This is a genomic window from Lentzea tibetensis (assembly GCF_007845675.1).
Lineage (GTDB): Bacteria > Actinomycetota > Actinomycetes > Mycobacteriales > Pseudonocardiaceae > Lentzea > Lentzea tibetensis.
Window position 1 is genome coordinate 47,479 of sequence record NZ_VOBR01000022.1, and the last position, 13,590, is coordinate 61,068.

General features: G+C 70.0%; 7 protein-coding genes. 3 read left to right on the forward strand and 4 right to left on the reverse strand.

The genetic code is table 11. The features are described 5' to 3' along the window. Positions 1-65: 65 nt before the first annotated feature. Positions 66-608, reverse strand: a complete 543-nt coding sequence (locus FKR81_RS29495; RefSeq protein ID WP_146356738.1) for a DUF3000 domain-containing protein — start codon at positions 606-608, stop codon at positions 66-68. Between the two features lie 62 nt (positions 609-670). Here FKR81_RS29495 and hemE point away from each other — a divergent pair, with 62 nt between their 5' ends. The 3 genes from hemE to hemQ are packed head-to-tail and all read left to right on the forward strand — an operon-like array spanning position 671 to position 3,847. Next, on the forward strand, positions 671-1,714 hold the full coding sequence (gene hemE / locus FKR81_RS29500) for a uroporphyrinogen decarboxylase (RefSeq protein WP_146356740.1): 1,044 nt from the start codon (positions 671-673) through the stop codon (positions 1,712-1,714). Beyond that, positions 1,711-3,132, forward strand: coding sequence for a protoporphyrinogen oxidase (gene hemG / locus FKR81_RS29505; protein ID WP_146356742.1), 1,422 nt, complete (start codon positions 1,711-1,713; stop codon positions 3,130-3,132). The genes hemE and hemG overlap by 4 nt, the downstream gene beginning before the upstream one ends. Positions 3,133-3,154: 22 nt before the next feature. Beyond that, positions 3,155-3,847 (forward strand): hydrogen peroxide-dependent heme synthase, encoded by a 693-nt coding sequence (gene hemQ, locus FKR81_RS29510; protein ID WP_146356744.1) that lies wholly within the window; start codon positions 3,155-3,157, stop codon positions 3,845-3,847. A gap of 60 nt (positions 3,848-3,907) precedes the next feature. On the opposite strand, the gene FKR81_RS29515 is transcribed toward hemQ, so the two are convergent. The 3 genes from FKR81_RS29515 to FKR81_RS29525 form a co-directional block, all read right to left on the reverse strand. Further along, positions 3,908-6,976 (reverse strand): S8 family peptidase, encoded by a 3,069-nt coding sequence (locus FKR81_RS29515; RefSeq protein ID WP_146356746.1) that lies wholly within the window; start codon positions 6,974-6,976, stop codon positions 3,908-3,910. Positions 6,977-6,987: 11 nt separating this feature from the next. Further along, on the reverse strand, positions 6,988-9,975 hold the full coding sequence (locus FKR81_RS29520) for a S8 family peptidase (protein ID WP_186763235.1): 2,988 nt from the start codon (positions 9,973-9,975) through the stop codon (positions 6,988-6,990). A gap of 206 nt (positions 9,976-10,181) precedes the next feature. Beyond that, the gene (locus FKR81_RS29525) at positions 10,182-13,322 is read right to left on the reverse strand and encodes a S8 family serine peptidase (RefSeq protein ID WP_235921838.1); all 3,141 of its coding nucleotides are present in this window, start codon (positions 13,320-13,322) and stop codon (positions 10,182-10,184) included. Positions 13,323-13,590: the final 268 nt, after the last annotated feature.

Consider the following 13,590-nt stretch of genomic DNA (forward strand, 5'->3'; position numbering starts at 1 on the left):
ACGCTCGTACCGAACCATAGAGCAGCGTATTGAGATGAATGACCGCACCGAATAACGGAGGGTGATCAGCGTTGGCCGAAAATGGTGACGCCGACCGGCGGTAGTCCGACGGCTGTCGCCATCAGTTCGTAAAACGCCGTGCCGTGTTCGGCGAGCTCGCCGTCCAGCGCCGTCCAGGACGCGCGCAACTCCAGGTCGTCGGTGCGCGCGGGACCCGCGATGTCGCCGAACCGGGCGGACGACGTCTGCGTGACCGTGCCGCCGAGCGCGGTGAACCGCGCACCGGACAGCTCCAGCGCCTCGGTCAGCCACGACCAGCCGACCTCGGGCAGCAGCGGGTCGCTCGCCAGCTCGTGGTCCAGCTCGACGCGCACGTAGGCGACGACGCGGAGCACTCCGCCCCACGCCTCGTCGCCGTCCGGGTCGTGCAGCAGCACGAGGCGCCCCGTCGACAGCTCGTCGGACGGGCCGGAGACCTCCGCGGTCAACGCGAACGCCCACGGCGCGAGCCGCTGCGGCGGGCGCACCTCGGTGAGTTCGATCTCGGGCCGGGTGCGAACCGACTTGAGCGTCCCCACCGCCCGGCGGAAGAGTTCCGGCTCGGTCACGCAACTGACTGTAGGCCTTCGCAATCCAGCCGAGTGACAGCGGCACGCCGAGACGTGGGACCATGACTGACGAGATGAGTGCAGACGCCCCCCTCCTCGTGGCCGCTCACGGCGGCACGCCTTCCCGCACCCCGGTCTGGTTCATGCGCCAGGCGGGCCGTTCGCTGCCCGAGTACCGCAAGCTCCGCGAGGGCACCGCGATGCTCGACGCCTGCATGGACCCGGAGATGGTCTGCGAGATCACCATGCAGCCGGTCCGCAGGCACGACATGGACGGCGCCATCCTCTACAGCGACATCGTCGTGCCGCTCAAGGCCGCCGGTGTCGACCTCGACATCGTCCCCGGCGTCGGCCCGGTGATCGCGAACCCGGTGCGCACGCCCGCCGACGTGGACCGCCTGCCCGAGCTGCACGCCGAGCAGGTCCAGCCCGTCGTCGACGCGATCCAGCTGCTGGTGAAGGAGCTGAACGGCGTCCCGCTGATCGGTTTCGCCGGCGCGCCGTTCACGCTCGCGTCGTACCTGATCGAAGGCGGTCCGAGCCGCAACTACGAGCGCACCAAGGCGCTCATGCACTCCGACCCCGAGACCTGGCACGAGCTGCTCGGCAAGATCGCGGCCATCGCGGGCGAGTTCCTGCGCATCCAGGTCGAGGCCGGCGTTTCCGCGGTCCAGCTGTTCGACTCGTGGGCGGGCGCGCTGTCCGAGCGCACCTACCGCGACCTGGTCATGCCGCACTCCGCGCGGGTGCTCGGCAGCGTCACGGGCGTGCCGCGCATCCACTTCGGCGTCGGCACGGGCGAGCTGCTCCCCGCGATGCGCGAGGCCGGTGCCGACGTCGTCGGCGTCGACTGGCGCATCCCGCTGGACGAGGCCGTGCGCAGGCTCGAGGCCGCCGCGCCGGACCAGCCGAAACCGGTCGTGCAGGGCAACCTCGACCCGACGCTGCTGTTCTCGTCGTGGGAGGCGCTGGAGCGCGAGGTCAGGCGCATCCACGCCGAGGGCAAGGCCGCGGCGGGCCACATCTTCAACCTCGGTCACGGTGTGCTGCCGGACACGGATCCGGAAGTGATCACCCGCACCGTCGAGCTGATCCACAGCTTGTGAGACCGCTCCACGTCGTGGTCGTCGGTGGCGGAATCTCCGGTCTCGCCACCGCGCACCGGCTGCGCATGCTGCTCGGCCCGACGGCGGTCATCACGATCGTCGAGCAGTCCGACCGCCTCGGCGGCAAGCTGCGCACGGTCGAACTGGCGGGCCGCGCCTACGACGTGGGAGCCGAGGCGTTCCTGCACCGCCGCCCCGAGGCCGCCGAGCTGATCGCCGAGCTCGGCCTCTCGTCGGAGGTCGTGCACCCGACGCACTTCGGCGCGTCGATCCACGCCGCCGGCGAGACCCGCGCGATGCCCTCGCACACGATGATGGGCATCCCCGCGTCGGTCGAGGCCGTGCGGCCCATGCTCTCCTCCGAAGGCGCGCTGCGCGTCGAGATGGAACCGTCGCTGCCGCCCATCGACCTGCGCGGCAGCGACATCGCCGTCGGCTCGCTCATGCGCGAGCGGTTCGGCCCCGAGGTCGGCGACCGGCTGGTCGGCCCGCTGCTCGGCGGCGTCTACGCGGGCCGCGCGGACGAGCTGGGCCTGCGCGCGACGATGCCGCAGATCGCGACGCTGCTGGACAAGGGCGTCGGCTCGCTGCTGGCCGCCGCCGCGATGACGATGCCCGCGCCGCCGCAGGCCCGCGCCGAGCGCCCGCCCGTGTTCGGCACGTTGCGCGGTGGGCTGTCGACGCTGGTGGAAGCGCTCGCACGCGCCGCGCGCCCGGAGATCCGGCTCGGGCTGCCGGTGCGCGTGCTGTCGTGGCGTTCGAACGGCTGGCGCCTGGAGATCGGGTCCGCCGCGTCGCCGCAGTACGTCGAGTGCGACGGCGTCGTGCTCGCCGTGCCCGCGCCGTCGGCCCGCAAGCTGCTCGGCGACATCGCGCCGCAGGCGTCCGCCGCGTACGGCAAGGTCGAGGTCGCCTCGATGGCCGTGGTCGCGATGGCGCTGCCGCCCGGCACCGAGCTGCCGGAACGCTCCGGCGTGCTGCTCGCCGAGAAGGAGCGCTACTCCGACGCGATCACGCCGTTCACGGCCAAGGCGTTCACGTTCTCCAGCCGCAAGTGGGCCCACCTCGGCGAGCCGGTGCTCGTGCGCGGGTCCGTCGGGCGGCACGGCGAGACCGCGCTGCTCCAGCGCAGCGACGCGGACCTGGTGAAGGCCGTGCGCGCTGATCTGAAGGAACTGACCGGCATCACCGCCGCGCCGATCGAGTACGTGGTGCAGCGGTGGGGCGGCGGGCTGCCGCAGTACGGCGTGGGACACCTCGACCTGGTGTCGAGCATCGAGAAGTCGGTGGGGGAGCTGCCCGGCGTCGCCGTGGCGGGCGCCACCCTGCACGGCGTCGGCATCCCGGCGTGCATCGCCACCGCCGACGCCGCCGCGGCCCGTGTCGCAGCACACCTGCTGGGCCGCGTCCGCCGCTGACGGCGTTTGAGAGGATTGAGGCATGGCGCGTCTGAACTACACCGAGCTCAACGACACGATCCGCTACACCATGTGGTCGGTGTTCCGGGTCGAACCCGGTCGTCTCCCCGAGGACCGCGGTCCCGCCGCGGCCGAGACGCAGAACTACCTCGACGCGCTCGAGTCCAAGGGCGTCGTGGTGCGCGGCGTGTACGACGTGGCCGGCCTGCGCGCGGACGCGGACTACATGATCTGGTGGCACTCCGAGGAGATCGAGCAGGTGCAGGCCGCCTACACCGGCTTCCGCCGCACCCCGCTCGGCCGGGTCAGCACGCCGGTCTGGTCGCAGGTCGCGCTGCACCGGCCCGCCGAGTTCAACCGCAGCCACATCCCCGCGTTCCTCGCGGGTGAGGAGCCGCGCAAGTACGTCTGCGTCTACCCGTTCGTGCGGTCCTACGAGTGGTACCTGCTGCCGGAGGAGGACCGCCGCAAGATGCTGGCGGACCACGGCAAGGAGGCGCGGGACTACCCGGACGTGCGCGCGAACACGGTCGCGTCGTTCGCGCTCGGCGACTACGAGTGGATGCTCGCGTTCGAGGCGGACGAGCTGCACCGGATCGTCGACCTGATGCGGCACCTGCGCGGCACCGAGGCGCGGCTGCACGTGCGCGAGGAGATCCCCTTCTACACGGGCACCCGCGTCCCGGCCGCGGAACTGGTCACGAACCTGCCGTGAACGCCGTGAGGGGAGCTTTCCCAGCGGTCTGCGCTGGCAAAGCTCCCCTCATGGCGTTGCTTACCTGGCGGTCACCTTGTAGGCGCGGATGACCGTCTGCTCGAACGAGTTGCCCTGGTCGTCGGACGCCTTGGCCCGCAGGGAGACGTAGCCGTTGGCGTCGGGGTGGTGGATCAGCGCGGTGTCGCCCACCACGCCCGCCCGGCGCCACGACTTGCCGTCGTCGAACGAGTACTCGACGTCGACCCGGCCGTAGCTGCCGCCCGCCTGCCGCTGCACCGTGAACGGCACCCGCAGCAGACCCGGCTTCGTCGACGTGGTGTCGTCGAGCTTCGGCCGGAACTTGACCACCGCGACCGGCAACGGCGCCGGCTCACCTGGCTGCGTGCGCGCCGAGCGGAACGTCCACGCGGCCTTGACCGTGGTGCTCAGCTCGAACCCGCCGGTGCGCCTGGCCTCGGTCTCCAGCCGGTAGGAACCGGCCGCCGCGGGCAGCTTCTGGAAGTAGCCGCCGCCGACCCGGTCGGTCTCGCCGACCAGCACGCCGTCGCGGTACAGCGCCGACTTCGCCGACTCCACACTGGACGATCCGCTGCCGTTGTTCTCGTCGGCGAACAACGGGATCCCGGCGAACAGGTCGTCGCCGTCCCGGCCCGCGTACGGGTACTGCGACTCGGGCAGCGCGGGACCGGTGACACCGAAGAACAAGCGCTCCGGATAGGTCTCACCGGCCACGTAGCGCTTCGCCCCGCTGTACGCACCCGCACCGTCCGGCCTGCGGTCCAGGTAGCCCAGGTGCTCCCACCGCGTAGAGGTGGTGAAGTAGTCCACCGCGGTCTTGCCCGCGGGCACCTGGTAGATCGCCGAACCGCCGCCGCCGCGGTCGGTGACGGCCCACGCGCCCTTCGACGCGGCCGCGCCGGGGAGCACGGAGGCGAACTTCGTCTCGGTGCGCGCCAGCTCCTTCTTCTGCGGGGCCGCGGTGAAGCCGGTGTAGAACCTGCCCGGCTGCTCCCACGCGAACCGGTAGAACGTCGCGTCGTCGCTCGCGCTGTTCGACTGGAACGCCACCATCGACGACATCTGGTCGGCGGGCAGGTCACCTCCGATGTGGAGCGACCGGGTGTTGCCGAACCCGCCGAAGCTGATCAGCGTGAAGCCGTACGGCCTGCCCTGGATGGTGCGCGTGTAGCCGAGCTCACCGATCTGGAAGTCGCCGGGCTGGTCGGGGATCTTGATGTCGACCGGCTTCGCCTGGCGCGCGTCGAAGGTGACCTTCGCGTCACCGCTGACGACCACCTCCGGCCGGACCAGCATGTCGAACCCGCCACCGGACAGCACGTAGCCGTAGGCGTTGTACTTGCCCTTGGGCAGCCGCAGCTTCGCCGAACCTGCGGGTGCCGACGGGTACACCGACTTGTCCACGTCCACACCGGTGAACGTCATGAAGTTGGTGTCCGACGGCTTGCCTTCGCGGTCGAGCACCTCCATGGTGACGTCGTAGCTCTCGACCTCGCGGTTGACGCTGAACGGCGTCCGCACCGTCAGCGCACCCGAGGTCGCGGTGACCTGCCCGGTGAACACGCCGTCCTTCGCGCCCGCCCGCGTGTCCGCGACGAGCGGGACGGACGCCTTGCCGCCCGCGGGAACGGTGACCTTGGTGCCGCCCAGCGAGAACAGCCCCGCCGGAGCGTTGCTCTCCACCTTCACGTCGAACGTGATCGCCGCGCTGGTCGGGTTGAGGTAGGTGATGTGCCGGGTGAGCAGCGGGTCGTCGGCGTGCGGCCAGCGCTGCAGACCGAAGGCCGCGTTGCTCGGCAGGCTCACCACGGGCTGGGTGATCGCCTTGGCGACGTCGATGCGTCCCGCGCCCTGGTCGAACGCGCCCAGCGCGGGGTTCGGCTTGGCCGTGCTGGTGAGCAGGGCCTTGATCTGCGCACCGGTCCAGTCCGGGTGCTGCTGCTTGATCAGCGCCGCCGCGCCCGCGACGTGCGGGGTGGCCATCGACGTGCCGGAGTACGCGATGTGGTCGGCCGTGCCCGCCTTGGCGGCGACGATGCCGACGCCCGGTGCCGTCACGTCCGGCTTGATCGCGCCGTCGCCGATGCGCGGGCCGCGGCTGGAGAACGGGGCGATGGACTCGTCCCGGTCGACCGCGCCGACGGTCAGCGCCGCCTCCGCACTACCCGGTGAGGCAACGGTTTCCTTGCCGCCGTAGCCGCTGTTGCCCGCCGCGATGACGAACAACGTGCCGTGCTGCTCGGACAGCACGTTGACCATCTCCTCGAGCGGGTCGATCTCCTCGGAGTCCGGACCGCCGAGGCTGAGGTTCACGACGGCCGCACCTTCCTCGGCGGCCCAGCGCATGCCGTCGAGGATCCACGACTCGCGGCACCCGTAGTCGACGCAGACCTTGCCGTCCATGATCTGCGCGTCCGGTGCGACACCGCCGTAGGTGGCGCCACCGCTGGCGATCGTGGAGCCGACGTGCGTGCCGTGGCCGACGTTGTCCGTGTTGTCCGGGTCGTCGGTGAAGTTCTTCTCCACCGCCTGCTTGCCCTTGAGGTCCGGGTGGTTCGCGTCCACACCGGTGTCGAGCACGGCGACCTTGACGCCCTTGCCGGTGATCCCGGCGCGGTGCGCGGCGGGCGCGCCGATCTGCTTGACGCTCTTGTCCAGGCTGGGCTTGCGGATGCCGTCCAGCCAGACCTTCTGACCGTTGTCCCGCAACGCCGTGAAGGCGCCGGCGGACCGCGCGGACAGCACGCCGTGCCCGCCGACGATCAGCGGCAGCTGGTTCGTCCTGGCGTCCTCGTAGCCGAACTCCAGCAGCGTGGTGACGTCGAACAGCCTGCGGTCGAGCTTGTCCTGCGCCAGCGCCGCCAGCGCGTCGTGCGGGACGACGGACGTGTGCCCGCGGTCCTGCGTCTTGGTGAACTTGACGTGCTCGCGGCCCGCGCCGGGGTGGACGGTCAGCACGCGACCGCCCGCGTCGACGAGGACCTTGTCACCGGTGATGAGCGTGACCGCTCGTTGCTCGCCCCTGGGTGCGGCGGCCGCCGTCGCCGTCGCGTTCCCGAGAGCGAGCGCACAGGCGATCAACGCCCATGCGATTTTCCTGCTGTGCATGAAAAATCCCCCTACCTGGTCACCTTGTAGGCGCGGATGATGGTGATCTCCGACGTGTTGCCCTTGGTGTCAGTGGTCCGGCCGCGCAGGGACACGTAGCCCTCGGCGTCCGGGTGGTAGATCAACGCACTGGTGCCGACGACGCCCGCGCGCCGCCACGTCTTGCCGTCGTCGAACGACGACTCGACCTCGATCGACCGGACCCGTCCCTGGTCCGCGCCCGCCTGCTGCTCGACGACCAGCGGGATGCGCTGCAGCCTGCCCGCCCGCAACGCGTTGGCGTCGTCGAGCTTCGGCGTGAACCGCAGCACGGACATCGGCACCGGCGTGTAGTAGGTGCCGTTCGTGTACGCCGAGCGGAACGTCCACTTGGCACTGACCTCGGTGCTGAACTCGAACGGACGCGTCAGGTGAGTCTCCAGCCGGAAGTCGGCCGCCTCCGAGGGAACCTCGGTGTAGGCGTATCCCGCACGCGGCGTCTCGTACACCTTGACATCGTTGCGGTACAACGCACTGGTCGCCGAGGTCTGCTTCGACGACCCGCTGCCGCCGCCGCTGTCGGTGAGCATCGGCGCGTACGCGTAGAACGTGTTGTTGAACCGGCCCATCGAGAGTCCGGTGGGGATGGACGGACCGAACACGGCGTAGTTCAGCCGCTCGGTGACCCGCTCACTCGGCCGGTAGGTGCGCGGAAGTCCCGTCTGGCTCACGTCGAACACGAAGGTGCCGCTGCCGAGCTGGTAGACCAACGGCTGCCAGCCGGAGTCCGTGGTGACGTACTCGACCGGCTTCGCACCACCGGGAACGGTGAACAGCGACGTCGTCCGCAGGCCACCTCGCTGGTACACCGGGTACATGCCCTTGTAGTACTGCTTGCCCGGCTCCTGCTGGCCGATCGAGTTCTCGATCCGCGCGAGGTCCTCCTTGCGCGGGTGCCGGACGAAGCCCGTCGGCAGCGAACCCGAGCGTTCCCACGCGAACCGGTAGTAGGCCAGCTCCTCGCCCGCGAGCCTGGCCTGCGAGCCGATCGACATGCTGAACTCGGTGTCCGGCAGGCTGTCGCCGAGGTGCGCGATGCCCACGTTGCTGAAGCCGCCGAAGAACAACATGCTGTTCACCGCGGTGAGGTTGTTGCGCGAGCGCACCCAGCTGATGTCGCCGCTCGGCCACCCGGTCGTCTCGCTCGGGAACGTCACTTCGAGCGGCTTGGTCGTCCGCGCGTCCAGCACGACGGTGGTGTTCGCCGTGATGAGCAGGTTCGGCCGCGCCACGATGTCGTAGTTCGGGCCCGTCCTGATGGAGGCGTGCGTCGAGTAGTTGCCCTTCGGCACCCGCACGGTGATCTTGCCGTTCGGGTCGTAGAGCGACGGGCGCTTGTCCGTGTCGAACCCGATGAGGTACGGCGAGTAGTTCGCCGTGGGCTTGCCGTCGCGGTCGAGGTAGGAGAACGTCACGTCGTAGCTCTCGACCTCGCTGTTGACGCTCACCGGCGTCCGCAGCACCAGGTCACCCGCGGTCGCCGTGACGACGGCGGTGAACAGGCCGCCCGCCGCGCTCACCCGCGTGTCCGCGATCACCGGGACGCTCGCCTTGCCGCCCGCGGGGACGGTCACCGTGCTGGTGCCCGCCGCGAACAGGCCGGACGGCGCGCTCGTCTTCACGCTGACCGCGAACGTGATCGGGTCCTCGGTCGGGTTCACGTACGTGACCGGCTTGTTGAGCGGCTTGTCGTCGTTGTGCGGGAACGACTGGAACCCGAGGTGCAGGTTGCCCGGCTCGGCCGTCACCGTCTGCGTGATCGCCCTGGCGACGTCGATGCGCCCGGCGCCCTGCTCGAACGGCGTGAGGTTCGCGGTCGGTTTGGCCGAGCTGATCAGCGCGGCCTTGACCTGCGAGCCGGTCCAGTCCGGGTTCTCCTGCTTCAGCAGCGCCGCGGCGCCCGCGACGTGCGGGGTCGCCATGGACGTTCCGGAGAACGCGATGTGGTCGGTGGTTCCGGCCTTCGCGGCCACGATGCCGACACCGGGTGCCGTGACGTCGGGCTTGATCGCACCGTCACCGACGCGCGGGCCGCGGCTGGAGAACGGGGCGATGTTGTCGTCCCTGTCGACCGCCCCGACGGTCAGCGCGGCGTCCGCACTTCCGGGCGAGGCAACGGTTTCCTTGCCGCCGGAGTTGCCGGCCGCGATGACGAAGAGCGTGCCGTAGCGCGCGGACAGCTCGTTCACGGCTTCTTCGAGCGGGTCGATCTCCGGCGTGTCCGTGCCGCCGAGGCTCAGGTTCACGACGTCGGCGCCCTGCTCGGCCGCCCAGCGCATGCCTTCGAGGATCGCCGAGTCGGCGCACTGGTTGGTCTCGCACACCTTGCCGTCCATCAGCTGGGCGTCCGGTGCGATGCCGCGGTACTTCGAGTCGGTACTGGCAACTGTGGACGCGACGTGCGTGCCGTGTCCCACCTTGTCGGTGTTGTCCGGATCGTTCGTGAAGTTCCTCTCGGCGACCTCCTTGCCCTTGAGGTCGGGGTGGTTGCCGTCGATGCCGGTGTCCAGTACGGCGACCTTCACGTCCCGGCCGGTGATGCCCTCGCGCCACGCGGCGGGTGCGCCGATCTGGGCCGCGCTGCGGTCCAGCACCGGCTTGCGGATGCCGTCCAGCCAGATCTTGCCCGGCCCGGTCATCTCCGGGCTGGTGCTGAGCGCTCGCCAGCTCTCAGCGGATCTCGCGGCCATGACCCCGTGGCCGCCGATGATCAGCGGCAGCTGGTTCACGTGCGCGTCGTCGTAGCCGAACTCGAGCAGCGTGTTCACGTCGAACAGTCGCTTGTCGAGCTTTCCCGCTGCCAGCAACGGGGTCACGTCGACCGGGACGACGTGCGTCCGGCCGTTCTCCCTGGTGGTGCTGAGCGGGATGTGCTCGCGGCCCGGAGCGGGCTGTGCGTTCACGACCGTGCCGCCGGCGTTCACCAGCAGCTTGTCGCCGGTGATGAGCGTGATCGACACGGGAGAACCCTCGCCCGATGGCGAGGGGAGAGGTGCTGCCTGTGCCGGCGCGGCGACCGCCGCCGTCGTCGCGCCGACCAGTAGGGCAAGTGCCGCTAGAGCACCTGTTTTCTTGCGGTGCATGACGAATCTCCGATTCGCGAGTACACGACGATGCGCAGGCTCGCCGCCAGCCGGCGAGCCTGCGCATCCTGGTCCCTGTTCAGTTAGGCGATCTTGTAGGCGCGGATGACCGTGACCTCGGAGCAGTTGCCCAACGTGTCACTGGCCTTCGCCCGCAGCGAGGCGAAACCCGCCTTGCCGGGGTTGTGCACCAGCGCCTTGCCACCCACGACCGGAACCCGTTGCCACGTCTTGCCGTCGTCGAACGACACCTCGACGGTGACCCGGTTGATCCGGCCGTTGTCCGCTCCCTTCGACTGCTGCACGCGCAGCGGTACGCGCAGCAGCTTTCCGGCCTGCGCCGAGTTGCTGTCCGACAGCTCCGGTTCGAACCGGACGACCGACAGCGGCACAGACTTGAACTCGTTACCAGGAACCGTGTCGGACCGGAAGGTCCAACTGGTCGTGACCTTCGTTGAAGTTTCGGTGGTGCTGCGGGTGATCTCACCGTCCACCTTGAACGTGGCCGCACCACCGGGAACGTTCTCGAACAGACCGTTGGACGGGTACGGGCTCTGCCCGATCAGCTTCCCGTCGCGGTACAGCTTCGTGGACGCCGTGTCGAACACGTACGAGTTGCCGCGGCCGTCCGCCTGCTCGGCGTGCATCGGGACCCCGACGCCGATGTTGTCGCCCTGCCGCCCGATGTTCGCGAACTCGGAGTTGAGCGCGGGCCCGAACACGGCGAAGTTGATGCGCTCGTCGTAGGAGCGACTCGCCCGGTAGGTCTCAGCAGGGGCGCCGAGCACGACCTCCGGCGGGAACTCCTGGCCCTTCAGCTGCCAGTACGACCGTCCCCACTGGAAGCCCTTCTCGGTGTTGACCAGGTACTTCACCGAGCCTGGCGCGGGCGACTCGTACAGCGCCGTGAACCCGTTGCCGCTCGGGAACACCGGACCGACGCCGAACACGCCGTGGCGTCCGGCGATGAGCGGGCCGATCTTGGTGCGCACCTCGGCGAGCTCCGGCCTCGAGACCTTCTTCGCGTAGCCGGTCGGCGTGAGGCCGTTCTCCTCGAACGCGTACACGTGCCGCGTGGCGTCGGCCGACGTGAAGCCCGCGCTGAACCCGGCGGTGAACTCCTTGGCCGTCAGCTTCGGGCCGAAGCCCGCGACGCCGACGTCCTCGAAGGTCCCCAGCGACACACCGGAGAACAGACCGCCCCCCTTGCCCGTGCGGTTGTGCACGATGACCGCGTCGGTCTGCGTCACGGCCGGGTCGGGCCCGGTGATCGAGATCGGCTTCGCCTTGCGCGCGTCGAAGTCCACCACCAGGTCACGGGTGACGTCGACGTCCGAGTAGGTCTCGACGTCGATCGCCTTCGCGCCGGGCGCGCCCAGCAGCAGCGACTCGGCGTAGTAGTGGCCCTTCGGCACGCGCACGACCGCGTTGCCGTCCGCCTCCCTCGGCACGTCGACGAACCCTGGGCCGTCCACGTTGATCAGGAGCGTGCGGTGGTTCTCGGTCGGCTTGCCGTCGCGGCCCGTGGTGTTGACCGTGACGTTGTACGACTCGACCTCGCGCTGGATGCCGACCGGCGTCCGCGCGGACACCGCGCCCGAGGACGCGACGACCGCGCCCGAGAACGCGCCGTCGGTCGTGCCGACCCGGCTGTCACCGGTGACGGAGGCCTTCGCCGAGCCGCCCGCGGGCACCGTCAGCTTCGCGGGCGACACCGCGAGCATCCCGGCCGGGGCGTTGGAGTCGATCCGCAGGTCGAGTGCGACGTCGCTGGTGCCCGAGTTGCGGTAGGTGACCTCCTTGGTGACCGGCTTGTCGTCGTTGTGCGGCCACGGCTGGTTGCCGAGCGCCACGGTCACCGGGTCGGCCGTGATCGTCTGCGTGATGGCCTTCGCGACGTCGATCCGGCCCGCACCCTGCTCGAACGCGGTGTTCGCCGGGTTCGGCTTCGCGGACGCGATGAGCTGCGCCTTGATCTGCGCACCGGTCCAGTCCGGGTGCTGCTGCGCGAGCAGCGCCGCCGCGCCCGCGGTGTGCGGGGTCGCCATCGACGTGCCGGACGCCGCGAGGCGCTCGGTCGTGCCCGCCTTGGCGGCCACGATGCCGACGCCGGGTGCCGTCACCTCGGGCTTGACCGCGCCGTCGCCCTTGCGCGGGCCGCGGCTGGAGAACGGGGCGAGGCTGTCGTCGCGGTCGACCGCGCCCACGCTCAGCGCCGCGTCCGCGGTGCTCGGCGAGGACACCGGCTCGAACGTGTAGGAGTTGCCCGCCGCGATCACGAAGAGCGTCCCGTACTGGGCGGACAGCTTGTTGACCGCGTCCTCCAGCGGGTCGACGTCCGGTGTGTCCATGCCGCCGAGGCTCATGTTCACGACGTCCGCGCCCTGCTCAGCGGCCCAGCGCATGCCGTCGAGGATCCACGACTCGGCGCAGCCCCCCTCCGTGCAGACCTTGCCGTCGAGGATCTGCGCGTCCGGTGCGACACCGCGGAACGTCGCGTCACCGCTGGCGATGGTGGCCGCGACGTGCGTGCCGTGGCCGACCGTGTCCGTGTTGTCCGGGTCCTCGGTGAAGTTCTTCTCGGTGAGCTGCTTGCCCTTGAGATCCGGGTGGTCGGCGTCGACCCCGGTGTCCAGCACGGCGACCTTCACGCCCTTGCCGGTGTACCCGGCCTGCCACGCGGCGGGCGCGCCGATCTGCTTGGTGCTCTTGTCGAGGCTGGTCGTGCGCATGCCGTCCAGCCAGACCTTGCCGGCGCCCGCAGCAAGCGCTTGCCAGCTGTCCGCGGTGCGGGGGGCCTGAGCGGCGGACAGCTCCGTGCCCGCCAACGCCCTGGTCACCTGCACGCCGGCCGCGGCGTCCCTCGTGACGAGCACCGGCAGCGTCTTGCGCTTGGCGTCGTCGTAGCCGAACTGGATGAGCCCGGTGACGTCGAACAGCCTGCGGTCGACCTTGCCGCTCGCGACGGGCTCCAGCGCGTCCTCGGGCAGCACGTAGGTGTGGCCGCCGTACCGCTGGTGGACGAACTTGACGTTCTCCCGGCCCTTCGCTCGCACGATGGCCGTCGGCTTGCCGTCCTGGACGACGACCCGGTCACCCGTGATGAGCGTGACGCTGCGGGTCTGGTCGGATTTCGCCTGTGCGGGTGCTTGACCGCCCATTGTGGACTGTTGCTGTGCGACGGCCGGATTCACCACGGCCGCGGCGAGTATCAGTCCGAGCAATGCGACTGCGGCTGATCCCCATCGGCCGCGTCGTCGCAGTTGGTTGGAACTCAACAGACACCTCCCGGTCAACATTCTGCGCGCTGTGGATCGCGCAGGCCGGAAGACGTTGTGCACCAACAAATATCTGAACTGAGAATGAACTAACGTCCCCCGACGAGATCGAAACTATCGACGGGTGATGATCGGCAGTCAGGGCCGTTCGGGTGAATCTGGAAAATGATTCGCTAGCCCCGATGCCACTTTCAGTCGCGTTGGATCGATTCAT